Origin of the sequence: Microcoleus sp. T3_B1 (genome assembly GCF_036700445.1) — a bacterium.
In the GTDB taxonomy this organism is placed as follows: domain Bacteria; phylum Cyanobacteriota; class Cyanobacteriia; order Cyanobacteriales; family Microcoleaceae; genus Microcoleus.
In genome coordinates, this window is record NZ_JAUBOX010000047.1 from 1 (window position 1) to 25,062 (window position 25,062).

The 25,062-nt window shown below is 43.9% G+C and carries 23 protein-coding genes and 2 pseudogenes; 13 read left to right on the top strand and 12 right to left on the bottom strand.

Features of this window, described 5'->3' with window-relative positions; translation table 11 throughout:
- Positions 1-357: 357 nt before the first annotated feature.
- From QT990_RS22430 to QT990_RS22440, 3 genes and pseudogenes are all read right to left on the bottom strand, one after another.
- Positions 358-867, bottom strand: a complete 510-nt coding sequence (locus QT990_RS22430) for an acyltransferase (protein WP_333311114.1) — start codon at positions 865-867, stop codon at positions 358-360.
- Between the two features lie 173 nt (positions 868-1,040).
- Positions 1,041-1,223 (bottom strand): annotated as a pseudogene (locus tag QT990_RS22435) (succinate dehydrogenase/fumarate reductase iron-sulfur subunit); the annotation flags it as partial.
- 8 nt (positions 1,224-1,231) lie between these two features.
- Positions 1,232-1,483 (bottom strand): annotated as a pseudogene (locus QT990_RS22440) (glutamate-5-semialdehyde dehydrogenase); the annotation flags it as partial.
- Between the two features lie 219 nt (positions 1,484-1,702).
- Between QT990_RS22440 and QT990_RS22445 the strand changes: the two are divergent.
- The 8 genes from QT990_RS22445 to QT990_RS22480 all read left to right on the top strand — a co-directional run bounded on the left by QT990_RS22445 (position 1,703) and on the right by QT990_RS22480 (position 12,132).
- The gene (locus QT990_RS22445; RefSeq protein ID WP_333465763.1) at positions 1,703-3,427 is read left to right on the top strand and encodes a zinc metalloprotease HtpX; all 1,725 of its coding nucleotides are present in this window, start codon (positions 1,703-1,705) and stop codon (positions 3,425-3,427) included.
- Between the two features lie 393 nt (positions 3,428-3,820).
- On the top strand, positions 3,821-4,801 hold the full coding sequence (locus tag QT990_RS22450) for an SMP-30/gluconolactonase/LRE family protein (protein ID WP_333465764.1): 981 nt from the start codon (positions 3,821-3,823) through the stop codon (positions 4,799-4,801).
- 159 nt (positions 4,802-4,960) lie between these two features.
- The gene (locus tag QT990_RS22455) at positions 4,961-6,700 is read left to right on the top strand and encodes a hypothetical protein (protein ID WP_333465765.1); all 1,740 of its coding nucleotides are present in this window, start codon (positions 4,961-4,963) and stop codon (positions 6,698-6,700) included.
- A 154-nt stretch (positions 6,701-6,854) separates the two neighbouring features.
- The gene (locus tag QT990_RS22460) at positions 6,855-7,451 is read left to right on the top strand and encodes a Uma2 family endonuclease (protein ID WP_333143688.1); all 597 of its coding nucleotides are present in this window, start codon (positions 6,855-6,857) and stop codon (positions 7,449-7,451) included.
- Positions 7,452-7,903: 452 nt separating this feature from the next.
- A complete protein-coding gene (locus QT990_RS22465; RefSeq protein WP_333465766.1) occupies positions 7,904-9,364 on the top strand; it encodes a DUF1565 domain-containing protein in 1,461 nt (486 codons plus the stop codon).
- Positions 9,365-9,701: 337 nt separating this feature from the next.
- The gene (psb28, locus tag QT990_RS22470; RefSeq protein ID WP_333143690.1) at positions 9,702-10,037 is read left to right on the top strand and encodes a photosystem II reaction center protein Psb28; all 336 of its coding nucleotides are present in this window, start codon (positions 9,702-9,704) and stop codon (positions 10,035-10,037) included.
- Between the two features lie 307 nt (positions 10,038-10,344).
- Complete coding sequence (locus tag QT990_RS22475) at positions 10,345-10,851, top strand: MogA/MoaB family molybdenum cofactor biosynthesis protein (RefSeq protein ID WP_333057061.1); 507 nt, start codon at positions 10,345-10,347, stop codon at positions 10,849-10,851.
- Positions 10,852-11,199: 348 nt separating this feature from the next.
- Positions 11,200-12,132 (top strand): methylated-DNA--[protein]-cysteine S-methyltransferase, encoded by a 933-nt coding sequence (locus QT990_RS22480; protein WP_333143691.1) that lies wholly within the window; start codon positions 11,200-11,202, stop codon positions 12,130-12,132.
- Between the two features lie 54 nt (positions 12,133-12,186).
- Here the strand turns inward: QT990_RS22480 and QT990_RS22485 are convergent, their stop codons facing one another.
- Both QT990_RS22485 and QT990_RS22490 read right to left on the bottom strand, forming a co-directional pair.
- Complete coding sequence (locus tag QT990_RS22485) at positions 12,187-12,432, bottom strand: hypothetical protein (RefSeq protein WP_445252056.1); 246 nt, start codon at positions 12,430-12,432, stop codon at positions 12,187-12,189.
- 64 nt (positions 12,433-12,496) lie between these two features.
- The gene (locus QT990_RS22490) at positions 12,497-12,721 is read right to left on the bottom strand and encodes a DUF433 domain-containing protein (protein WP_333041786.1); all 225 of its coding nucleotides are present in this window, start codon (positions 12,719-12,721) and stop codon (positions 12,497-12,499) included.
- 601 nt (positions 12,722-13,322) lie between these two features.
- Here QT990_RS22490 and QT990_RS22495 point away from each other — a divergent pair.
- Positions 13,323-14,675 carry a cytochrome P450 gene (locus QT990_RS22495; RefSeq protein WP_333143693.1) on the top strand — a complete coding sequence of 451 codons (1,353 nt, stop codon included), beginning with the start codon at positions 13,323-13,325 and terminating at the stop codon, positions 14,673-14,675.
- A gap of 153 nt (positions 14,676-14,828) precedes the next feature.
- Here QT990_RS22495 and QT990_RS22500 read toward each other — a convergent pair whose 3' ends face one another.
- Positions 14,829-15,152, bottom strand: a complete 324-nt coding sequence (locus QT990_RS22500; protein ID WP_333143694.1) for a hypothetical protein — start codon at positions 15,150-15,152, stop codon at positions 14,829-14,831.
- 318 nt (positions 15,153-15,470) lie between these two features.
- Here QT990_RS22500 and QT990_RS22505 point away from each other — a divergent pair, with 318 nt between their 5' ends.
- The gene (locus tag QT990_RS22505; protein WP_333143695.1) at positions 15,471-15,770 is read left to right on the top strand and encodes a type II toxin-antitoxin system RelE/ParE family toxin; all 300 of its coding nucleotides are present in this window, start codon (positions 15,471-15,473) and stop codon (positions 15,768-15,770) included.
- A 49-nt stretch (positions 15,771-15,819) separates the two neighbouring features.
- Positions 15,820-16,131, top strand: a complete 312-nt coding sequence (locus QT990_RS22510) for a HigA family addiction module antitoxin (RefSeq protein WP_333143696.1) — start codon at positions 15,820-15,822, stop codon at positions 16,129-16,131.
- Positions 16,132-16,318: 187 nt separating this feature from the next.
- Here the strand turns inward: QT990_RS22510 and QT990_RS22515 are convergent, their stop codons facing one another.
- Both QT990_RS22515 and QT990_RS22520 read right to left on the bottom strand, forming a co-directional pair.
- Positions 16,319-17,149 (bottom strand): abortive infection family protein, encoded by an 831-nt coding sequence (locus QT990_RS22515; RefSeq protein ID WP_333143697.1) that lies wholly within the window; start codon positions 17,147-17,149, stop codon positions 16,319-16,321.
- A 215-nt stretch (positions 17,150-17,364) separates the two neighbouring features.
- A complete protein-coding gene (locus QT990_RS22520; protein WP_333465767.1) occupies positions 17,365-18,312 on the bottom strand; it encodes a class I SAM-dependent methyltransferase in 948 nt (315 codons plus the stop codon).
- 331 nt (positions 18,313-18,643) lie between these two features.
- On the opposite strand from QT990_RS22520, the gene QT990_RS22525 reads away from it, so the two are divergent.
- Positions 18,644-19,546 (top strand): hypothetical protein, encoded by a 903-nt coding sequence (locus tag QT990_RS22525; protein ID WP_333143699.1) that lies wholly within the window; start codon positions 18,644-18,646, stop codon positions 19,544-19,546.
- Positions 19,547-20,074: 528 nt separating this feature from the next.
- Here the strand turns inward: QT990_RS22525 and QT990_RS22530 are convergent.
- Positions 20,075-20,299 carry an addiction module protein gene (locus tag QT990_RS22530; RefSeq protein ID WP_333143700.1) on the bottom strand — a complete coding sequence of 75 codons (225 nt, stop codon included), beginning with the start codon at positions 20,297-20,299 and terminating at the stop codon, positions 20,075-20,077.
- A gap of 248 nt (positions 20,300-20,547) precedes the next feature.
- Between QT990_RS22530 and QT990_RS22535 the strand changes: the two genes are divergently transcribed.
- Positions 20,548-21,492, top strand: coding sequence for a glutathione S-transferase C-terminal domain-containing protein (locus QT990_RS22535; RefSeq protein ID WP_333465774.1), 945 nt, complete (start codon positions 20,548-20,550; stop codon positions 21,490-21,492).
- Positions 21,493-21,514: 22 nt separating this feature from the next.
- Here QT990_RS22535 and QT990_RS22540 read toward each other — a convergent pair whose 3' ends face one another.
- The 3 genes from QT990_RS22540 to QT990_RS22550 all read right to left on the bottom strand — a co-directional run bounded on the left by QT990_RS22540 (position 21,515) and on the right by QT990_RS22550 (position 24,813).
- Positions 21,515-22,165 (bottom strand): Uma2 family endonuclease, encoded by a 651-nt coding sequence (locus QT990_RS22540; RefSeq protein WP_333143713.1) that lies wholly within the window; start codon positions 22,163-22,165, stop codon positions 21,515-21,517.
- A 273-nt stretch (positions 22,166-22,438) separates the two neighbouring features.
- Positions 22,439-23,068 carry a hypothetical protein gene (locus QT990_RS22545; RefSeq protein WP_333143701.1) on the bottom strand — a complete coding sequence of 210 codons (630 nt, stop codon included), beginning with the start codon at positions 23,066-23,068 and terminating at the stop codon, positions 22,439-22,441.
- 611 nt (positions 23,069-23,679) lie between these two features.
- Complete coding sequence (locus tag QT990_RS22550) at positions 23,680-24,813, bottom strand: nucleotidyl transferase AbiEii/AbiGii toxin family protein (protein ID WP_333465768.1); 1,134 nt, start codon at positions 24,811-24,813, stop codon at positions 23,680-23,682.
- Between the last annotated feature and the right edge of the window lie 249 nt (positions 24,814-25,062).

A 25,062-nucleotide genomic window follows, 5' to 3' on the forward strand; every position in this document is an offset into this window, starting at 1 on the left:
GGCAGGAGGCAGGAGGCAGGAGGCAGAAGGAAAGAGGAAGAAGGAAGGAGCCAGAAGAAGGAAGGAGCCAGAAGAAGGAAGGAGCCAGAAGAAGTATTTTTACAAATATGAGATGCTCCCTCGCGATCGGTATTGCACTTCTCTTCGTGTCATTTCCTGCTTAAGATTTGATTTAGTTCTTTTAAAATGGTAAAATTGTCTTTTTTTAGATACCCGACTTTTTGAAGAAGTCGGGTATCTGGATATTGTGTTGTTTTCGGTGGGTTTACTTAAGATTTAAAAACCCGGTTTCCGAGAGTCAGAGTTCCTTCAGGACTGATTCTCACTCAACACTTTAATTCCCAATACAACTGGTTATTAACCGACCGTTTGATCGGTATTGGAAGGGGGGGTAATTTTTTTGATAACTCTAGCAGGTATTCCAGCGACAATAGTATAAGGCGGTACATCCTTATTAACAAGAGAACAAGCAGCTACCACTGAATGTTCTCCAATTATACAAGGGCCAATAACAGTAACATTACTAGCCAGCCAAGCTCCCTCCTTAATGATTACGTCTTTTCCAACACCTGGAACCGTTATCTGTCTTTCACGTCCGAATTTATTATAATCATGTGTTCCTGTTAACACTACAACATGAAATCCAAAAAATACATATTCTCCTATTTGGATAGTGCCAGAAATTGTGTTAAAAGTAGCATTGTTTACCACAGCGGTTTTAGCAATTTGCAAGCGTTCTTCATTTCCGTAAAGTAAGTATTTATAGAGAAAGTCTGTCTCCATGTATCTTGTGATAGCAAAATTTACTATACTTGCAAAGAATATATCGTAAATCTTAGTGACAATAACTTTAATGTTTTTTTTCATCACTGTCGAAACTCCTTTTTTGCTATTAAATAAGGTTTAGAATTTCCCACAATTGCCAATCTTATGTTGATGATACACAGATGGTATTTGACCAAGACGTGCCGTGGATTTGAGATTTGGGATGCAAGGATTAGGATTTGTGAAATCTAAAATCGTAATTCTTTATTGATTCAGACTTTCCGATGGCGAATCGATCGACTGGCGTGGTCATCTTTGCGCCCGATAATCTCTTGTTTAATCTTACCTCTTTGATCCATCGGCGCAACTTCCATCGGACAAACCCAGTTGCAGTAGTAACAACGGGTACATCCCCAAACGCCTTCCGTGCCTGGGTTGTATTTTTTCAGCCGATTTTGTGGATCGCAACGTCGCGCACGCCTGCGATCGCACTTTTCAACTTGCTCTCATCCAACTTGAGGCGATCGTACAGCGGTTTCGCTATTCCATCCGCGCTTGCCGCCTTGCAGTCAGCCGAATTCGCTGCCAAAATATCCGGCGCAGCAGCTTCTAAAGCTTTCGCAATAGCCTCAATAGCTTGATTTTTGGCATCTGCGGACAAAACTGCCAATTTTCTAGCAGATACGCGCGTTTTTTGGGCAATTTCAATAATAGACATGGCAGTAAATTTTAAATAGTTTTGGGTTTTGGGTTTTGAGTTTTGAATTGAATCCCCAGAAATAAATTTCGGGGCGGTTTTCAGTTTTAACAATTCTCAAGGAAATTCTATATTTTTGTTGAGACCCCTTACAGTAATCGGCATTAACAGGTTAAAACAGTGAAGTATAGATAAAATCCCACGAGCATTTCCATTTGTCAATAACCTTTGGAGATTATTATGTCATCTCATGCCCCTTTACGCAAGGCAGGGCGATCGCGCAAAGCCGGCGTTAAACTGATACAGAAAACTGGCGGAAATCTTGTTTTAGCTTCCGGCGTCACCATTACCATGCTATTTGGTATGGTGTTAGCGCTATCTTTAGCCTCTGTTTTGATTCTCAACAGCCCCGATCCAGTCGCCGGATTGGCGATCGCACTTCCCATAACTCTAATTTTCAACATCGCTGCTTTTTTCCTATCGCCTTACTTGATGGACTTAACCCAAAATTGGCTATACCATACTCGCTGGGTTTCCCTAGCAGAAATAGAAAGCCTAAGTCCCGAAACAGCTAAAGTTATTCAGAAGGTTTGCAAGCAGAAAAAACTCTCTTATCCGCGTTTAGGAATTATCGACGACCAAAACCCTACTGCTTTTACTTACGGTTCATTTCCCAACAGCGCTCGCTTAGTCGTCAGTCAAGGTCTTTTCACCTATTTAGACGACGAGGAAATTGCGACTGTTTACGCCCACGAACTCGGTCACATCGTCCACTGGGACTTTGCAGTAATGACCTTAGCTTCGACTTTGGTGCAGATTACTTATTTAATTTACACTACAGCTCAAAGGATGGGTCGAAGTGGTGGCAGCAAAGCTAAAGATGCGGCCGGTACGGTAGCTGCTGTTGCTTATTTGTTTTACATCGCTGGCACTTATTTATTGCTGTATTTGTCGCGGACGCGAGAATATTTTGCCGACCATTTTGCTGCCGAAACTACTGGCAACCCCAATGCTTTGTCTCGCGCTTTGGTAAAAATTGCTTACGGTATTTTGGAAGAAGGACAAGGAGCAACAGAACCCAGCAGCTTATTAGAAGGAACTCGCGCTTTAGGCATTTACGATGCCAAAGCTGCCACATCTACTGGGACTGCTTACCGGATTTCTTCGGAACCAGAAAAGATTGGGCGAGTGTTTTTGTGGGATATGTTTAATCCGTGGGGTTGGTGGATGGAGTTGAACTCGACTCACCCGCTGACTGGTAAACGAGTTCGCGCTTTGAGCACTTATGCCGAACAATTAGGCTTGGATATTGAGTTTGATATGGGCCGAATTGTCGGCGAAGGCAACGATTTGAGCAAGCGGAAATTGTACGGCAATTTTGTGTTCGATGTACTGCTGTACAGTGCAGAAACTTTGGGGTTAGCGGTGGGTTTTGCGATCGGCATTGCGCTGTATGCTGTAAACCAGATGATGATGATTTCTTGTCCTTTAATCGGTTTGGGCGTGGGAATTTTGCTCAAGACTTTGGTGATGTTCCCCAATTACGAACAAGCAGAACACTTAGATGTTTTAACCTTAATGTCTGACCCTTACGCAAGTCCTTTGCGGGGTCAACCGGCGCAACTGCAAGGCGAATTAATTGGTCGCGGCGATGCGGGTTATGCGTTTGGTTCTGATTTGAAATTGCAAGATAGAACGGGAATGATTTATCTGCGATATGCTTCTCGTTTTGGCCCAATTGGTAATTTTCTGTTTGGCATGAAACGGGTTAAAAGTTTGATTGGGATGGATGTTAGCGCATTGGGTTGGTTCCGCCGGGGTGTTGCACCTTGGATGGATTTGATTCAGCTTGAAAGCGATAGCGGTACGACGGTTAAGAGTTATCACCGCTTCTGGTCTTTTGTCATGGGTATCGGTGCGATCGCGATCGGTATTGCGGCGCTATTTGTTTCATTTCCTGCTTAATAGTTGACAGGTGAAACCTTTTAAGTTAAATAAAATTAAGCTCGAAAATTCGAGCTTAATTTTTGGGTGATATCATGTCCGATCGATTGACCATAATATCCCAGCAGGGCGGGTTTTTGAGATGGTCAATTATTGGCAGATATTGGCAGGTTTACCCGCCCCTACCTGATTTAGGTTAATCGACCGGACATGATATTACATACGGTTTTATCTAATCTCATACCGCTCTAACTTATCTTTTTTTTATCAAAATAGTGAGTTAACTAACCGCTTTCGACGTGTTAGTGAAGCGGCGCGGTAGCGCTCTTGTCGCACAGAAATAAAAAAGGAAGAAGTAAAGAAGGAGATAGGTAATCTTATAGTATGAAGGAAGTAATTCAGTTATGAGCAAACATGACAGTCAAAATTGCTACAATTAGTTTGTTGTTGATAGTATTAAGTTTAGCTGTCAGCAGCCCCAGCAAAAAACTTAGGGGTAACTTAACAAAGTTGACGGCCCAGACGGAAAACAGGGAGAAAAAAAACGCCGTGCAAGATATTCTTGATGACAGTGCGAAATTAGAAAAAGTAGCTAGCGATTTCCAATTTATAGAAGGCCCGATTTGGCATCCAGACGGCTTTTTGCTGTTCAGCGATATTCCCGCCAATATTATCTATAAATTTGGCTCAAATCAGCAAGTTGAGGTATTTCGCCGCCCCTCGGGAAAAGCCAACGGGAATACTTTAGACAAAGAAAACCGCTTACTTACTGCCGAACACGAAAATCGCCGCGTATCCCGCACGGAAAAGGACGGCAAAGTTATCACATTGGCGGATAGATACGAGGGCAAGCGGCTCAACAGCCCGAACGATTTGGTGGTTAAATCCGACGGCAGCATTTATTTTACCGATCCGTCCTACGGTGTTAGTAAAGACCAGGAAGAATTGGGTTTTTACGGTGTTTACAGGCTGACACCCGACGGAAAATTAACTCTGCTGGTTAAGGATTTGGTGCTGCCGAACGGCATCGCTTTTTCACCAGACGAGCAAAAACTTTATGTCAACAATTCGGAAGCCGGATACATTGCCGTTTTTGATGTAAAACCAGACGGAACTGTTACCAACCAGCGGCTTTTTGCGGAGTTAAAAGATACCAGTCAAAGCGGAGTACCCGACGGTTTAAAAGTTGATGTAGAGGGGAATGTTTACAGCACCGGGCCGGGGGGAGTGTGGATTTTTTCGCCGGATGGCAAGCTTTTGGGCAAGATTTCTGTACCTGAGACGGCGACTAATTTGGCTTGGGGAGAAAGCGATCGCAAAACGCTTTATATTACCGGAAGTACAAGTCTGTATCGGATTCGCCTTAAAATTGCGGGTGTGCGGGCTGGAAAATAATCTAAAATAGGGCAAAGTTGAAAATAAAGCGGTTTGTCGTGAGGACTTTATTCCTTACGGCAAACACTTTTTATTAGGGGTAATTGACCTGGCATAATATAATCCTACTTGTCAAAATCAGTCATTCCCAATTCTAACATCTAAAATCTAAAATCTCAAATGGTATTAATAGCTCGGTTGCACAAATTTCTGACTGCTACAGTCGATCGCACATCGCGATCGCACACAAGATTTTGCTTGACTCTGAGCTTGACATTTGCCACAGTTTATGCTATTTTAGGACTCAAGCAAGCCTTCAGCGGGCAGTATATCGTGCAAGATGATGCCAGACAGCACGTTTTCTGGATGATGCGGTTTGTCGATCGTGAATTATTCCCCAACGATTTCATTGCTAATTACTTTCAATCAGTCGCCCCCGCAGGATACAGCACGCTCTACAAATTAGCCGCAACAATTGGCATTCACCCGCTATTATTTCACAAAATATTGCCACTATTTCTCGGCTTAATCTCCACTTATTACTGTTTTGGCCTTTGCCTAGAAATGCTGCCAGTGCCGATGACTGGATTTATTGCATCTTTGCTGTTAAATCAGCATATGTGGATGACCGATGATTTGGCTTCCACAACGCCAAGAGCTTTTATCTATCCGATATTTCTGGCTTTTTTATATTATTTATCGCGCAGTTCCTTGCTGCCTTGTTTAGGGGCGATCGCGCTTATCGGACTATTCTATCCTCCTTACGCCTTGGTTGCTGCTGGAATTTTAGTTTTGCGCCTGCTATGCTGGGAAAAGGGCAGTTTGCGCTTGTCGGGCGATCGAACAAATTACCTATTTTGCAGTACAGGTTTAGGACTAATCTTTTTAGTAATGCTGCCCTATGCCTTAGATAACTCGGAATTTGGCCCAACTTATACCGCAGCAGAAGCGAAGCAAATGGGCGAATTTGCACCAGACGGCAGAAATGCTTTTTTTCGTCCCAACCCCAAAGATTATTGGTTGACAGGGCGGGGCAGCGGGATGTTTCCCAAGTCGCTGTTTACACCTGTAACTCACTGTGTCGGATTGTTATTTCCGCTACTGCTGTTTTTGCGATCGGCTTTTCCCTTAGCCAATCAGATTCAACGCCAAATTTGGCTTTTGCTTCAGCTATTTTTAGCATCCTCGGCGATGTTTCTTGCGGCTCACGCTACCATTTTTAAGCTGTATCAACCGGGTCGTTATACGGCATACAGTTTGCGATTTATTATTGTTTTTATAAGTGCGATTTCCCTAACTTTAATTATCGATGGAGTCGGTCATTTGGCATTAAAAAGCGCAACAACATTTGATGTAAAAAAAATCGTTGCACTAATTACGACAGCCACAATCGCTATCGCCGTTGTTCTTTATCCCTGCTTGGTCGAAAATTTTCCCACAGTCGGGTATGTAGAAGGTAAAATGCCGGGTTTGTACAAATTTTTTGAGCAACAACCTAAAGATATCTTGATTGCTTCAATCGCGGCAGAGACTGATAATTTGCCAACCTTTAGTCAGCGTTCTGTTCTGGTGGCAAAGGAATATGCAGTGCCGTATCAGAAAGGCTACTACAGCAAATATCGGCAGCGAGTTAACGATTTAATTCGCGCTCAATACACTCCCGATCGAGCTGTATTGCAAAATTTTATTAATCAATATGGAGTTGATTTTTGGATGCTCGATCGCAATGCTTTGACTCTTGATTATGTAGAGGACTACGGCTGGATCGATGACTTTGATTCTACACCGCAGGCGATGCTTTCTCTCAAACAAGGGAAAATTCCCGCTTTACCTTCAGCAATGACAAGCTGTGCTGTTTTTCAGAATGAAATTGTAGTGGTTTTGGATGCGTCTTGTATTGTGAAATTGACTGGGAATTAAGGCGAGACAGAGCTTTGGAATATGCGTTACCAGGAAGAGCCTGGGAACTAGAAAGAACTGTTCGGATTCTGAAGCTACAATTGCTGTATGGAGATTCTTTAGGAGCGATCGCCCAATGCGTTATAATCCCCATAAGAGATAATGGTGTAGCTCAATGACACAAATTCTCGATCGGGAAACTTTCGATGGGCGAGTGGTGCTCAACGGCACTTGGGAGCAATTCAAGTTAATCCAGAAGGTTTCGGAAAATTCTCCTGGCATAAAGTTGTCTTTTTTTGCAGGGGCGATCGAGATTCTGATGCCGGGATTCCAACACGAAAATTTTTCGGAAATCATTGGTTACTTAGTGACCACTTTTCTGCTGCAACAAGGTATTAAGTTTTACCCATCTGGTTCAATGACTCAGGAGAAAGCGGGAGAAGCTTCTACTCAAGCAGACAAATCGTTTTGTTTGGGAGAACCTAAGTTGATTCCCGATTTGTCGATCGAGGTAGTTTATACTAGCGGTGGACTGAGCAAGTTGCCAAAATATCGAGCTTTGGGCGTGCCTGAAATCTGGTTTTGGGAAGATGGCACGCTGCGACTGTATCATCTCCGGGAAGATGGCTACGAGCAAGTAATTCAGAGTCAACTGTCAGGATTGGAAACGCTGGATATCGATTTGCTAAGACGCTGCATTTTAATGGGTGAAACTGATTTGGCTGAAGCGGTTAAGGTTTTTGGCAAGGGAATCTCGCTCGATCGTACATGATATCATGTCCGATCGATTGACCATAATATCCCAGCCGGGGCGGGTTTTTGAGATTGTTAATTATTGGCAGATATTGTTGGTGAACCCGCCCCTACCTGATTTTGGGCGAAGCGAAGCGGAGGGAATCTACCGGACATAATATGACAGCAAAACGTTCGATTTTCCGGTGGAGGCGATCGAAATTTTAGTGGTTTTGGCAACATCTGGAAAAAATAGTATCCCTATATCCGGGACTTCTTAAATAAGTCTGGTTCTGCTGTTGCTGGGAACGAAAAATACAGTCTTTTGTAGGGCGAATCCCCTTGCGGTTGCCACTCCTGATGGGTGATGGTGCGGATATCGTGCAATTAAATAATCTCCGCAATCAAAGGTGAATATAGATCCAGGGTCAAGTTCACAGACAATGAAAATTGCACAAAAGCTCGATCGCCAATTATCTCTTTAACAAAAACATGACAACACTTTACGTCAACCCGCAAACAGGCAGGGATTCCGCAGTCGGCAGCCAATCAGCCCCATTCAAAACTATAGCCCGCGCGATCGCCCGCGCTGCGTCGGGAACTACGATTCAGTTATCACCGGGAACTTACAGCGCTGCTAGCGGCGAAAAATTCCCCTTGGAAATTCCATCGGGAGTAAAAGTTATTGGCAATGAAACTAACAAAGGTACCGGCACTCTAATTCAAGGAAGCGGCAAATTTGTCAGTCCCACCGCTGCAAGCCAAAATATCACCATACTACTAGCAACTAATTCCCAATTGCGCGGAGTAACTGTCACTAATCTTGATAGTCGCGGCACGGGAGTCTGGATTGAGTCAACTTCTCAGACTGTGGCTAACTGCACTTTCACGCTTTGCAAGGGCGAAGGCGTGTTTGCCACGGGCACTGCTAATCCTGCGATTCTCGACAACATATTTGTGGAAAACTCAGCCGCTGGCGTAATTATGGCGGGAACTGCTAAGGGAGTAATACGGCGCAATATTTTTCAAAAGACGGGTTTCGGCATCTCTCTGCAAGCTCAGTCGGCTCCTTTGATTGCTGATAACCAAATTTTGGAAAATCGCTCCGGTATAGTTTTAGCAGGGGAATCTAAGCCGATTTTACGCAAAAATCGCATCGAAAAAAATACGGAAGACGGTTTGACTGCGGTGGGGAAGTCGCTGCCAGATATTGGTACTGCTCAAGATTTGGGCGGCAATATTTTTCAGAATAACGGTGAATTAGACTTGCAAAACGCGACTGGGGTTAAGATTTCTGCGGTGGGAAATCAGCTCAATTCTTCGCGGATGAAAGGTTTATTTGATTTGGGCAATGTGACGGCAACTCCGACTCCTGGCGGGCTACAGTTCAGCGACACCAACACGCATTGGGCTAAGGATTTTATCGATCGCTTGGCAAAGATGAATATTGTTAGCGGGTTTCCCAACGGCACTTTTCAACCTTACGAGATTGTAACTAGAGCTCAGTATGCGGCTATGTTGGCGAAGGCGTTTGAATTGGTGCCGCGCCGTGAGGCGACGGTTTTTAAGGATGTGGCGGCGGATTTTTGGGCCAAGGGAGCGATCGACCAAGCTAATCGAGCTGGCTTTTTGGCTGGATATCCAGACAGCACGTTTCGCCCGGAGCAGAATTTGACTAGAGTTCAGGCGATCGTTTCTTTGGTAAACGGCTTGCAGTGGGCGGGCGGCAACCCCAATTCTTTGAGCGTTTATGTCGATCGATCTCAGATTCCCAGTTTTGCCACCGACGAGATAGCAACCGCCACAGAGCGCAAACTCGTGGTCAACTATCCCGCGCGCGAAAAGCTTTCCCCCGCCCACGACATCACCCGCGGCGAGATATCCGCCCTCATCTACCAAACTCTGGTAGCCACAAAGCGGGCCGAGCCAATTAACTCTCCTTACATCGTCTAAGGGAATTGGGAGAGAAGGGAGAGGATAACTTGGGGTACAAAGAACTCACATCTTGCACCATTCTCGCTCAACAGGCTTTCCGGCCTGTTCCACAAAGAGTAGATTTTCTTGTGGGGTGGGCATCCTGCCCGCCCTGAAAGGATTATTGAGAATGGTGCAATATCTCAGAAGAACCAACCCATCTCCCCTCTCCCTTGTCTCCGATTTCCCACTCTCACCCACTCTCGCCAACTCTCGGCCACTCCCACTCTCCCAAGTCTTGATTTGCGAGTACCCGAATCGTTTTATGATTAAACATTAAGAAATTAAGCAATCCTTAAGGTTCCACTGTCAGATTATGGCTAAAATTCAATTCTCTCGGGGTATAGACGAAGATGCTGTACCCGAAGTGCGCCTAACCCGTTCTAAAACGGGAGCTCAAGGCACTGCCACGTTTATCTTTGAAAATCCCAAAGCTCTCAGCAGCACCAGTACCGAAGACATTACTGGAATGTACATGATCGACGACGAAGGCGAACTCCTCACTCGCGAGGTTAAGGCTAAGTTCATCAACGGTCAGCCTGCTGGTTTGGAAGCTCTTTATCTAATGAGAAGTCCCGAAGAATGGGATCGATTTATGCGTTTCATGGAACGCTACTCGGAATCAAACGGCTTAGGATTTAGCAAGGCATAATTGATGGGAATAGGGCATGGGGCATGGGGTATGGGGCATTGGTTATATCATTTCCGGTAACACCGGAATGATGTTGACTGTTGACGGTTGACTGTTGACGCCGTGAACAGTCAACCGTCAACAGTGAACTCTAATTTACTATTCCGATGCTAACGGATTTGATATTATTGGTTATTAATTATTTGATAATGAATAACTAACAACGAACAAATCACAACTAACTAATGACTTCTTCCCTCTTCCCTTTTCCCTTTTCCCTTTTCCTGATTCCTTCTTGCTTCTTGCTTTTTCCTTCAACATCTGTTATATGACGCAAATTCCTCACCCCGACTTATCTAAAATAACCGTAAATTGCGCTATCATTACTGTTAGCGACACGCGCTCTGCTGAAACAGACACTAGCGGCTTGTTAACTAAGAAGCTGCTAAAAGATGCGGGTCACTCTGTGGTAGCTTACACTGTTGTTAAAGATGATGCGGCAAAAATTGTATTGCAAATGCAGGCTTTTTCCCAGCGTGAAGATGTGGATGCAATCATTTTTAACGGCGGCACGGGCATCGCTCCCCGAGATACGACCTATGATGTGATGGAGAGTTTGCTTGACAGGATTTTACCGGGATTTGGGGAGATATTTCGGTTTTTGAGCTATCAAGAAATTGGTTCGAGGGCGATCGCCTCTCGCGCTGTTGCAGGCGTGTATCAAGGCAAGTTAGTCTTTTCTCTTCCGGGCTCTAGCAATGGCGTGAAACTAGCTGTGGAAAAGCTAATTTTACCCGAATTAGTTCACTTGGTGACGCAGTTGCGCGGAGGGTGATATCAATTCCGGTAACACCGGAATGATGGGGAGTGGGGAGTGATCCGTGGGGGAATGTGGAATTATTGACCTTGACTCGATCATTCCCACCCAACCGGAAACGATAGGAGGTCGCTTTCTTCAATCTCTTCAATCTAAAATCTAAAATCTAAAATCGCAAGCCCCCGGGTTTAGCAATGAGGTCGCTTTCTTCAATCTCTTCAATCTCTTCAATCTAAAATCTAAAATCTAAAATCTAAAATCGGCTGACTGGCTGCATTCACCGCAAGAAACGGGTGGCTTTGAGCCTACTCTATCGCTAAAGTAAGGAAACATCAAAATTCCCTTGACTTAGACTAGATGATTTCGATGCAGAATGCGAGTGTCTATGCTAGCGAAGATTATCACCGGATTGCTCGGGCGATCGCCTTTATGCGACAACACCACCTGAACCAGCCCAATCTGGCAACTGTGGCCCAACACATAGGACTGAGTGAATATCATTTTCAACGGCTATTTACTCAATGGGCCGGCATTAGCCCCAAGCGGTTTTTGCAATATCTGACAGTTGAATATGCCAAGTCAAAAATCACTCAGACTAAAAGCCTTCTCGACCTAACATTGGACGTGAGACTATCGAGTCCCGGACGATTGCACGATTTATTTGTGAACTTAGAAGCAATGTCACCAGGGGAGTTCAAAGCAGGCGGAGCAGGTTTACAAATTCGCTATGGCATTCATGATACCCCTTTTGGCACATCTCTAATCGCGACAACTGCCCGTGGTATTTGTAATCTTTATTTCTTGGATACAACAAACGAAAAAAACGCCGCACAAAGACTGCAATTGACCTGGAAAAATGCTGAAATCATTCGTGATGAGCAAGCCACTCAATCATTGCGTGACCTGATTTTCAATTCAGAAACTCTCAGCGAGCAAAAAGCACTAACGCTCTTGGTAAAAGGCACTAACTTTCAGATTCAAGTTTGGCGAGCACTTTTGAAATTGCCATTTGGTGCGATCGCGACCTATCAAACTATAGCTCAAATGGTAGCACGCCCAACTGCTGCTAGAGCTGTAGGAAATGCGATCGGTAACAATCCTATCGGCTATCTAATTCCATGTCACCGAGTCATTCGAGAATCTGGAGAAATCGGTGGCTATGGCTGGGGAGTAGAGCGTAAAACAGTCATGTTAGGTTGGGAAGCTAGCCGTACAATCTGCGAACCCACCCTCGCAGGAATAGAGCGATCTAACGGTGTTAATTACCCGCCGCAGACTACCTCCGTTCCCAACACATAACCTCTGTGCGGTGGGGTGCATGGGCGTTGTTTTGCTGCGTCGCCTAGAGAACTTTTAATAACCTCCGACTTCAATCACTTCCCCCGGAGTAATGGTATTCAACACGTTACGAGCATCTGGTATCAGAGGAAGTAAATCAGGAAGCCTGTTGCTCGATGCTACAAGAACAACGACTGCAACTCCAGCTTGCTGCAAGTTTTGCTGATAGCGCAAATTTTGATCTGTGGTGAGCAGAATCGTGAAGCCTTCTTGACTCATAAGCAGCAGCAATTCACCGTTCTTCTTTCCTGACCATCCCATTTCAACAACTGTGCGTATCTCGTAATCAGCAAGTTCACGTTTTAAAGGTCGTGGGGCACATTCATCAAGCAGGATTCGCATAGGCTGTCAGCATTTCCTTTGCTAATTCAAGAGCTGCAATTGTCTGTTCTCGACTGACACTAGGGAAATGGTCGAGAAATACCTCTAATGAATCACCAGCCTTAAGATAATCAAGTAGGGTTCTCATTGGTACACGAGTCCCAACAAAAACAGGGGTTCCCCCCAGAATATCGGGGTCGCTATGAACAACACGGGATGTTAATGTCATAACAAATTTAGCCAACTGGCTACCAGCTTTTACAACAATTGTATCCCAAAGTCAATCGATTTTAGATTTTAGATTTTAGATTTTAGATTTTAGATTAAAGAATTGAAGCATTGACTTGCGCGAGATAAATACGTTCGGCAAGTTTCATCGGATACAGGTTTTTTATTTCACCGGTCCTGAGTCTGCTTTCGGAATGAATCACGTGGCGGGTATCCTGGATGCTTTCGGTCATTTGATTTTCGTGAGCAGAAAGCCAAACACACGATCGCTAGCATCCATTTTATCTAAAACTACAACTTTTAGCAGTTTAGGCTGGGAAGCTAGCCATACAATCTGCGATCGATCTCGATAGCATTACTATTTTTGCTACTTGCCTTCGCAATCGATCGCAGATAAATTTCAGGCTGCAAGGTCGATCGATAATACACTAGAAATATTGCTGTATCGCCAGTTTTTCAATGACAAGCGAATTTCAAAGGTGGTACCCGCCACGTGATTTATCCGTGGAATCAATCCAAAATCTAAAATCTAAAATCCTCACGCCCCCGAATTTATCTCGCGCAAGTCAATCCAAAATCTAAAATCTAAAATCTAAAATCGAATGACGCTGCCTACCGGATCTCGTTCTCCTGCTTTGTTCCAAACGCTTTCGCTGGTAGCTGACCCGATCGCATTTTTCGATCGCTACTCGGCCAAATACGGCGATACATTTACCGCCCGCGTGTTGGGGCCCGCTTCCCCCCCCGTGGTGTTTCTGGGCAGTCCAGAAGCGATTCAGGCGGTGTTTACGACCTTAGCCGATGCCTTTGAGTTTGGCAAAGTGACCAACGTATTTCGCCCCCTGGTCGGAAATGAATCCATAATAATGAATGAAGGGTCGCGACATCTGCGACAGCGACAGCTATTAATGCCCGCGCTGCATCGGGAACAGTTGCACAGTCAAGGGCATTTGATTGTTGATTTGACGCAAAAGCACACGATCGACTGGAAAGCCCCAGATGCGATCGCAGTCCGCGAAGAAATGTTAGAAATTTCGCTGGAAGTAATCTTGCAAGTCGTGTTTGGATTAGTGCCGGGAGAGCGCTACGAACGCCTGAAACAATTGCTCAGCAAGCTTTTAGAGGCGATCACCTCTGAGCTGTACTCCCTACAATTTTTCTTTGAACCGTTGCAACAAAATTTGGGGCCTTGGAGTCCGTGGGGGCAGTTTTTGCAGCAGATGGCGGAGATTGACTCGCTGATTTATGCGGAAATTGCCGAGAGGCGATCGCATTCTCTCGATTCGTCTCGCACGGATATTCTGTCGGTGTTGATGATGGCCCGCGACGACACCGGCGAATCCATCGGCGATCGAGAATTGCGCGATCAGTTGATGACGCTGTTGTTATTGGGACATGAAACGACTGGATCGGCGTTGACTTGGGCGTTTTACTGGCTGCATCAGTTTCCCGAATGCCTTGCTAGGTTGCGGAAGGAATTGGATGAATTAGGGGAGAATCCCGATCCGATCGCACTTTCGCAGTCGCCCTACTTAACAGCAGTCTGCAAGGAAGCGCTGCGGGTTTATCCAATTGCCTTAATTTCGCAGCCGCGCAAGGTGAAACGGACGATCGAACTCGAAGGCTATACATATCAACCGGGAACGATTTTAATCCCCTGTGTCTATTTGGCGCACCGTCGCCCTGAAACCTACGAAAATCCCGCCGGGTTCAATCCCGATCGCTTTTTAGATCGCAAGTTTTCCGCCTCTGAATTTTTACCGTTTGGAGGCGGGAGTCGAAGCTGCATCGGGATGGCGTTATCGATGTTTGAAATGAAGCTGGTTTTAGCAACGGTGCTGTCTTCCCGTGAGTTTGTATCGAATCTCGATCAACCTATTCGTCCGGTGCGCCGGGGAATCACCTTTGTGCCGCCCGATCGGTTTCGATTAACGGTTGTGGGCGATCGGCGTTAGATGAGAGTGAAACACCCTGTCATATCATTTCCGGTTACACCGTAATGATGTTGACGGTTGACGGTTGACAGTCAACAGTCAACAGTCAACAGTCAACAGTGAACTGGAATTTACTATTCCGGTGTAACCGGAAATGATATCAAGCAAGATATGTTATTCGATGAAAATCCCAGCAACTTTGTCTCCATTCATAGTCATGTGTGCCACAAATTCATCTCCACCATCTTCAAAACTCAGCTTCCACAAATAAATCGGACTATTACCTTGTTTTATCTCACCAAAATAATTAAATGAGTATCCCTTTTTCATGCGGGAAGCAAGCTGCTCGCTAACATCGTCAAACATTTGTTGTGTAATGCTCGCTTTGTAGCCTGCATCCCCCACTGTAGTAAAAAGCTCGTAATTCTTCGATGCAGTGGCATCCAAGATTACCTGCAAACAATCGATGACGTTTTGAGAGGGGGCTGTCGGGTTCATGAAGATGTCCTTCTTTTAGGGTTCTATCAAAATCTTCTAGCTCAGACTGCTGTCTAAGTGTTAATTCTACCGCTATTGCGATCGAATCCAGTTTTGGAGCGTCATTGACCGCCAACACCATCAGCTTAGCTCAGCCGCTACGAGCACTTTTTCGTTCTCCCAGATCCAGCCCTGTTACTAGATTGGAGCGATTTTTGCTTTTGCAATCATTTTAGGCTTGACATCTGTAACCTCATAGGTTACATTAGTAAAGTAATCTCAAAAGTTACAAAAAGTTTTAATTAATATATATAAGTGCTATGAACTGGATATTCAGCCTTGATTGAAGGATTATTTCACATGATACAAACTTTTAAAAATAAAGCATTAGAAAGATTATTGAGGGAAGGCAATGCAAAAGGAATTCCTAAAGAAGTTGAAAAAAGGACAAGAGCAAGACTTGAAGTAATAGATACAGCAATAATTATAGATGATATTAGAATACCAGGCTATGATTTACACGAGCTTAAAGGTGATAGACAGGGAACTTGGTCAATAAAGGTATCAGGTAACTGGCGTATAACTTTTACATTTCAGGATAACAACGCATACGATATATATCTCGAAGATTATCACTAGCCCATAAAACAAAATCTAATAATTTAACTTAAACCGAAAGGAAAGTTGCATGAAAGACATAAAAGACATTATTCAAGGGAGGAAAGTAAGACCAGTACATCCGGGCGAGGTCATTTCAGATGTGCTTGAAGATATTGAAATGACTCAAACCAGGTTTGCTGAGATACTTGGTGTATCCCGTCGCAGTGTCAACGAAATTGTTTTAGGTCAAAGACCAATTACAGTAGATATGGCAATTCGCATTGGGAAAGCGTTGGGGAATGGCCCTCAACTGTGGCTTAATCTTCAGCAAAAAGTTGATATCTGGGATGCAGTGCAAAAACACAGTGAAGAGTACGACAAAGTATCTACGGTAGCATAGCGCGATATGTTAATCTCAGTAAAAAGAGCATCTAGCGGTTGAAACCGCAACTATACAAACGAAGTCAGCCTGCGCGGACTTAGAGATCGAGGAAGTATTTAACCAGGATGGGGTATCCTGTAAATAGGAACGATAACTTTTGCAACACGATTGTTAGGGTGCGGATTGACAAAAACAGCAAACCTCTTCAGAAGGAAATCTCATCCCACTCTGCTTGAACTTCGTCTTGTTCGTCAACTTCTGATCTTTCTTTTTCAATGGCTTCTATAAACTTAATCGCGCTTGAAACATTGTTAAATATCAGAACACTCTCATGATAATTCAAAATAGGATTGTCATGAGCCAGACTTTGGTCGTTTCTAACATGATTAAAAGACTCCAGAATTGAAATCGAAGATTTTAGAATCCTTTCGGTCATTTGTGACTTAATAAAGCCGTTCTTTATTAGATACTTTACATATTCTCCAAAAAGGCTATGCAATGCTTTGTCCCTGTCATAACTGATTCCATATTTATCGCATTGCTGCCTTGTATACTTCACCACATAAGTATGCAGTCTATCTAATGCTACTTCTGGCTCATTATTTTGAATACTTTCCCTTATTGATTTTGCTAATACAGAAAACTCTTTGTCAGTAGAATATGGTTGAATTGCATCAATATTTTCAACAATGCTATCTTGCTTAAGTCGTTTTGCTATTGTATAGCAATCATCAAACAAGGCTTGCTCGGCTTGGCTTATTTCTCTGTGATTTATCAGTCTTTTTGTTTTCCAATAGTCCAACAAAGCTGAAATTAATTTTCCAACAATATAGTTAGCTTCTTTAGCCCAAAAGGCTTTTAATCGATTAGCTTTAGAGCCGCTAGCGTAATCGTACTTGCCGTCAGATATGTCAATGTTTGTATTGTCAATTATGAATTCCCGGAAAGTTATGTTTGAAAAATCAAGAACATAACCACCTTCCATCTCAAACATTTTTTCAAGTTTTACTTTGTCAATGCTCGACAACTCAGACATTTGCAGTAACCTGTTAATTTATAATTGATTGTAACTACTCAAGACCAATTAGATATGCGATCACTTTACTGCTTCCTGATGAGCCTCGGAGACTGATACATAGCTTTACTGGAAGTTTCTCAGCCATAGGATGAAGCAGGCTAACTATTAATTGTAACGCATTTGCGGTATAATAGACTTAAAATTTTTATTAGACCGCAAACATTTTTCAAACATCAAACCGGACTATTTATTGCCTCAGCAACAATAGTCCGGTGTCGGACTGTATTGCAAGTGATTGTCGGCTGTGCAAAACCGGAATCAACTAAAGCTTGCTCGATATCCAACCCAAAATACTGATCCAAATAAGGCTCCGTGCTCTTGAGCAAAGTTAAAATATAAGGAGGCATTTTGGCATAAACTTCAGACTGGGGATTCATATCCATAATTGTCAAATGTCCACCAACACGCAGCAAACGCCTCGCTTCCCGGAATATTTCTCTAGTAGCTTTCTGCGGCAATTCGTGACAAACTAAACAAATAGAAACTAAATCAAAAGCAGCCGCCGGCAAACCAGTAGATTCAGCAGCCGCGTGAACCCAAGTCGGAGATTTTTGATTTAAAGATTGGGATTCTCGCTGTTGAGAACGGTATTTAGCAACTGCTAAAAAATACGGCGACAACTCCACCCCAGTCATCTTCGCTTCCGGGTAAACCTCCCCAAGAGCAAAGGTACTCATTCCCACACTGCATCCCAAATCCACAATATCTCGCGGTGAAGAAGCAATCTGAGATTTGATGACTTCGTGATAGCTGGCGCGGAGTTTTGCATCGCCTTCTGCACCCGCTTCCGGCCAAATTGTGGCGTGAACTGTACGGGCGGCAACTTCAACTTCTGTAGCAGATTCCCAACTCATATTACCTTTTTCATAAGCGTGGAATGAAGTTAGATAATATTTCGGGTAAACAAGATCGGGATTTTGAACGCTGAGCAATTCTGCCTCCCAATTCCGAGCCAAAAGTGCTTGCGATTCTTGTCGCCAATGCACTCCGATTTTTTCAGCTCTTTTTATCATCATTTCCCGCGCTTGGTGCTTGGCTAGATTAGCCAAAGGCTTGATGGAGAGTACGCCATTTACTAAACGCGAGGCTAATCCCGGAGTTTTGTTAACTGCAACCGTCATATTTTATGTTTTTGTATTTTGCGCCATCTATTTTAACACAGTGCGAGGATTTTGAGTTTGTCAATATAATGAAACTTAACTTTGTGCTGGCGTGTGAAATGCAAATGTTTTGTGGTAAAGACTTTTTTTAATGAACCGCAGAGGGCGCAGAGAACGCTGAGTTAGAGAAGAGAGAAAATAACAGAGGATTGCAAAACAGGATATTATCGTGTAATATTTATTTGTGCTTACCTACTTAGTTTTGGGAAATTTATCTGGAATCTGGAATCGGATTTCCCGAAGTTGGAGTAATTGGAAGAACACTTTAAATCGGGCTATTCAGGAGTTTGTGATGAGCAAATCTATTGTGGAATTGGTTGACAATTTGCCGTCGGGTGGCGTCACTGTGATGATGCTCAAATCCCTCGATTTTGTGGTTCCGGGGGAGTGGAATAATCTCACGGGTTTTGATAATACTATTGAAGCGGTGACAGGGGAAACAAAGCGCAAATTAGTGGGGAAAATTCGCGATCGCGCGATCGAGCTTTACGCTAACCCCAACGAGCCATATCAAGGCGTAGTCAGGCTTTACCAGTTAGCAGACAGCGCCGACAGTGCGTTAGGTGCAACGGCTATGGCGAATAAAATCGGCGAAAACATCGGCTTTCTTTCCTTTCTAAACCGCCTCACTCCCAAAGCTGACACAACTCAAACGATCGACTTGTGCGTCAAAGTGGCGATCGAGCTAATAGCCTACTGCAAACTTAACAATATTTCCCTTAACAATGTGGGAAGCTTTGGTAATTATTTATCCCATTACAAAGACGAATCTCTGATGCGGATGGCTGCTTTAGTTTGTGCTGACGGTTTAATTCCCCTCGGCCCGGACTTCATTAGAGTAGCACAAAATACCATAGGCGGATTGAATCCTTCAACCTTGCAGCAAAACTCAACATTCCAAAATATCAGCAATCTAATTCCCGGCGCTAATAATGCAGCCAAATTTGGATTTGTGACAACTACTTTCGCTTCAGCCCAAGGTTGGATGAACAATTTAGTACAGTCTCGCGGCTTAACTCCCGCTATAGTTTTAGGCAATCTCAAGCAATACATTGATATTACCGATGACAAATTGGATTATGTGGCGGCGTTTTTAGACATGACTACCAATTATTACGAACATACGGGAATTCAGACGGTTGCTCGCCGATTGATCGATCGAGCTTATGGCGAAATAGCCTCGGATAGATACTAGAAAAGTCGTTCCCACGCGAGGGAAAACAGCAAGGCAGAGCATGGTAACGAGGGAACTTGTTAGGTTCGCGTTTGCCATGCTGTTGGGTCTCTGCAACGCCAGAAAAATGGCGGTCACTATCACTCGGCTTGATACAATGCGATAATACACAGCATAGGGAAAGCGACGCACCACCGAGCGCCGAACATCGCGATAGACAACTGGATAGGACTCCGGCATCTGGCAAATTCGATCGAGCATTTCGTCAATACAGTCTAAAAACTCGTCACCAAGTCCTACTTGCTGACCGAAAGCATCCAGGATACAAACCCCCGGATTCATTCCGAAAGCAGACTCAGGACCGGTGAAATAAAAAACCTGTATCCGATGAAACTTGCCCCCCGAATTTATCCGTGGGGTCAATGCTCCAATTCTTTAATCTAAAATCTAAAATCTAAAATCTAAAATCGATTGACTTTCATACCAAGTGTATGCTTCATCAACTTCTTCACGAACTTCTGGACGGAATACTAACGCATAATTCATAGTTTATTTTCGTGCTTTGACTGAAGCTTTAACTTCTTCCCAAGTCAGCACATTATCAGGATTTGCTTCAGAATCATCAATTCGGCGATCGAGTTCCTGCTTTTGAAAGTCTGTGAGGTCTGGGTGAACCTGTTCTGCCGCTATACTGTCTAAGATTGCTTGTACAAGACGAATCCGATCTTGAACGCTGAGGGCGACGATCTGATTTAATGTGCCTGTGAAATCCATAAATTTAAGTTAAGCGCCAAGGACTTAGTAGATTATTATAACTTAAAACAAATTGTGAAGAGGGATTCGGCGATTGAAATCGCTACTACACAAACCAAGTCCGCCTGCGCGGACTAAGAAACCCTCGATCGCAAAGTAAGTTAAAATAAGCAGATTATGTTTAGCAAACCTCTTTTAATCGCATTGTGAAAAACAAATCGCTTCCTTCATCCGTAACAGTCAAACTAGGCAAATTTGTCTGGACATCAATGTGGCAATTAATGATGTCAAAACTAGCGCCGCCCGATCGCACGGGAGCATACATTCGCCCCAGCAGCAGTTTCCGCAACTTTGTCAGCACTGCACCAGACAACCCTCACGGGCCCGCTGCGGGACGGTATCGCCTCTTCGTGGGTACGGGATGCCCTTGGGCGCACCGCACTCTGGTGACGAGGGCGCTCAAAGGGCTGGAAGATGCGATATCCGTTTCTATTGTCTATCCCTCTGAAGGGGGAATGTGGGTGATGGAGTCGGAGACTTTTGGCTGCAACACGATGCCGGAACTTTACCAGTTGGCTTTACCGGGCTATCAGGGGCGGTGTACGGTGCCGGTGCTGTGGGATGAGTTGAAAAGGGCGATCGTCAATAACGAGAGTTCGGAAATTATTGTGATGCTAAACTCGGAGTTTAACGAGTTTGCTAGCAATCCTCAAATGGATCTTTATCCTCTGGATTTGCGAGAACAAATTGACGAGTGGAATGAGAAGATTTACCAATCGGTGAATAACGGCGTTTATCGCTGCGGTTTCGCCCAATCTCAAGCTGCTTATGACTCGGCTTGCAGTGAATTGTTTGCTGTTTTAGACGAGATCGATCGATCGCTCTTGAGGAGTCGTTATCTTTGTGGCGATCGGGTGACTTTAGCAGACGTGCGGCTTTTTACTACTCTATTCCGTTTTGATGCAGTTTACTACAGCTTGTTCAAATGCAATGTGCGCCGCATTGAAGATTACGAGCATTTGGGAGCTTATCTGCGCGATTTGTACCAGTTACCGGGAGTTGCTGGCACTTGCGATTTGGAGGCTGTGAAGCGCGATTATTACGGCAATTTGTTCCCGCTGAATCCCGGCTGCATTATCCCCGCTGGGCCCGATCCGGGGAGTTTGCTCAAAGCTCACGATCGAGAAAAAGTCCCACACAAACCCGGTGTTTGAACAAGTTGGCGCGGACTCGATCTTATTCTTGAATGTCACTTGTTGGCTGGTTTACTTCTTCGTCTTCAACTTCAAAATTAATTCGTTCGTAAATCTCTCTCAGCGGCATTTGAAATTCTACGGATTCTAGGGTTAATACAGATTCGTCTGAATCATATTCTGTTAATACCCATTTGCCATTAGAATTTTTAGCAAATTGTTCAATGTGATAGCTGTATTGGTCAATTAAAATGTATTCTCGAAATTCCGAGATTGATCGATAGGCGAGAAATTTACCACCGCGATCGTAGTCTTTGGTTGAATTGGATAAAACCTCAACGATTACCAGAGGGTTTGTAACAATTGTTTTGTTGTTTTCACGATAGACTGGCTCTCCTTGAATGACCATGATATCGGGATAGACGTAGCGGCGAGTTTGGGGTATCCACAGGCGCACGTCATTGATAAATGTCTCGTAATCTTGACCATTTACACTCAAGGGGAATTTGCGACAAAAATTCAGTGCGAGTTTGTTGTGGTTGGTTGTGCCGCCTGTCATTGGTACTATCTCCCCATCATGGTATTCACTTTTGTCGATCGCACTTTCTTCTAATGCGAGATATTCCTCTGGTGTATAGTAGCGTTTTTCGGTTTGGGGTTGCTTTTCGATTGCTGGTTTTTCTTGGGTTTGCATTGTCATTCCCTTCGGCTCTCAAGTGATTTTATGATAACATGAAATATTTGAGGAACAGAAACCGGGGGAGTCAGAAACCGGGTTTCTTAGCAAAATCTCGATGAAGATGCAAAAATTATCTAAAAACCCGGTTTCTTTCTAGCGTGTGGGGAGTCAGAACCCGGGTTTCTGTTTCTAATCTCGGTGAGGATGCAAAAATTATCTAAAAACCCGGTTTGTTGAAAAAACCGAGTTTTTAGATCGTCCATTACCGACTAGCTTTTTAATTCATTTTTAATTTCCGCTATTTGGATCTGTCGGTCTTGGTTTATTTATACATTGGTCATCGCGTTGTTTAGATGTCAGGCTATCGTACTTTTGGCTTTCAGGAAAATCCTCATCTATAACAATGATATTCTTGAACTCACTGGTTGCAAAATTGCGCCTGCCATAAATTTTTAGACAAAGAGGTTTCCGCTCGTTCTTGGCTTTTCTGAGAATAGCTTCAAATTGCCCAGAGTTTTTTTTGTCATGCTGATGTGCTTTTGATAGTTTTTGATCGACATTTCTAAGAACAGAAATATCTTCTTCCTGTTTGGCAGATGGAGACTTATCGGTCACAACTAAAGTAGTTTCAATTTCATAATTATTCAATTTCTTTATGTACACATCCTCTATCTTTGTTCCTATCCATACCGGGTCATCTAGCCGTGGCGGACACAAAGGAGTAAGACTACATATTGCTTGAGGAAATTGGGATATATTCACAAAAACTTCTATTGTTTTGAGAACTCCCCCCAATAAAGCCATGCCAATCATCAGAGTTTTTGTCCTATGTTTTGCTACTTTAAACTTTGTTCTCCATCCTGAAGGTTGAAGAATTGTTTTTTGACCGGAATTTGGCTGATTCTGCAGATTGCTCATATATTAATTCCCATCTTGTTTAGAAAATGACTTACGCACACCCTTTGCTAAAATTGAGTTCGACGTAAATGCAATCAGAAATATTAAACCACCCCGATTTCCTATAAATGCAGAGGTAAGCAAGAAAACTTTTTTTGCACAACCCATGTTCGTGGACTTGATATCCATTATTTTGATCAGAAACTTTCACCAGCAATAGCTTGCGCGGATGAAAATTTTTATTCAGTTAGCACCCAATGCTCAGGACTTACAACATAAGTCTATTGATACGGACGTTTACAAGTTTTAATACAACGTATCCGGCAAAATTTTATTTTTATCGGAACTTAGCCCCTGTGGGGGTAGTTCTGGAGGCTGTATTCTTTGTCCAGTCTCGGTTTTAGCGACAGGACTGCCGACCAACCGCAGTCATGTATTTAAGATTTTCTTAATATTTAGGGCGAGAGTATTGTTCTCTGATGAATTTAAGCAAAAACCCCGCCACTTAAGGGTTGTAACAGATTGTACTCATGCAAAAAACTTGGACGCTTCGGGCAAGTCTCACCTCGCAATGGTTTCAGATGGAACTTACCCCGCACACGGGGTAAGTTCCGTTTTATGCAAATTTAAGATCAATTCGGCGCACAGCCTGGGAACGAGGAAATAGTCTCGGTAAATGTCCTAACTGTTATTTCCCGGCCTAAATCCTGAGCTAGTAAATCGATACCGTCAATAACTTTATTTGGCTCTGCAATACTCAAAACCTCATAGCATTTTTCCCGATAATCGGGACGATCTTGGAAATACTGAATCGCTCGATCGAGCGGTTCCATAACTTGATAAGCTGCTTCCGCTTTGTCGATCGCCTCTTGGGGAATCGGAGTCGCTAACCTTTGAATAGCCAAGTCGATTAAATCTCTAGAATTTACCCGATCGCCCGGCTGTCGATCGGCATTTGCCAACAACTTTTCTGCTATACTATCAATTTGATTCAAACAAGGAACAGGCGACCAATTTGGATAATTTGGTTCGCCAAACTCAATTCGCCCTTCACAAACCATCTCAAATTTAATAGTAGTGCCACCAACAATAACTGGAAATCTTATCCCATACTGGTTGGCTTGAATATCGTTCGGCAGAACAATGCGTGAAGCGAAGCTATCCCCAAGGGAATCGCGACTAGCAAAAATCGCATCATAGCCTCCTTCTGCAACTTTTCGGCGCAGGAGACGGTAGCCATTATCCATCGGACACATAAAGTCAATATCCTGACTCAACCGATATTCTCCGTGTTCCATACTTACCAACGTTCCGCCCCCAAAATACGCCCGACATTCCTGTAGAAATTCGACATTCAAGTGGCTGAGTACAGTTAATATCTTTTGATGAATTTCGCGTTTAAACATTGCTTGAGAACTTACCCAATTTTCTGGATGTTTTGGCGGGCAACTGCTTCCCTGTTCCGCTATTAACCAAGACTGATAGTGTTGGCTGATTTGTTGAATAAAAGCCAGTTCCTCAAAGCTAGGTGTTCCCAAAACTCCCCAATAATGCCAGCCCGATTCGTAGCGGCATAGCATTTCCTTGAAACTCAATTTTTTTACATCAGCAATTTGCCAGCAGATAGCTTGAAGGAATGGGAGTTCGGCGGGAATTGTCAACCCGGTTGCTATTTCTTGATGGTTCATCTGCTTGCGGGCAAAGCGAGGCAGAGCCTCTGGATATGCGTTACCAGGCTCTGCCGATTGGTGACAAATTAAGCTCACACCGACGGTCTCTCTTGTTTGTATCGAAGTCTCGATCCCCCCTAACCCCCCTTAATAAGGGGGGGACAAGATTCTTCTCAAAGTCAACCCCTACTCCCCTTCTTAAGGGGGATTTAGGGGGATCGAGACTCGACTAAAAGGTACATTTATTATGGGTTTCAGTCTTAAGTTGTCACCAATCAGCAGAGCCTGGGAACGAGGAATTTTGTTTGAGTCCCTCTCAGCTCGGACTTTGTTTGTTTAGCCCCG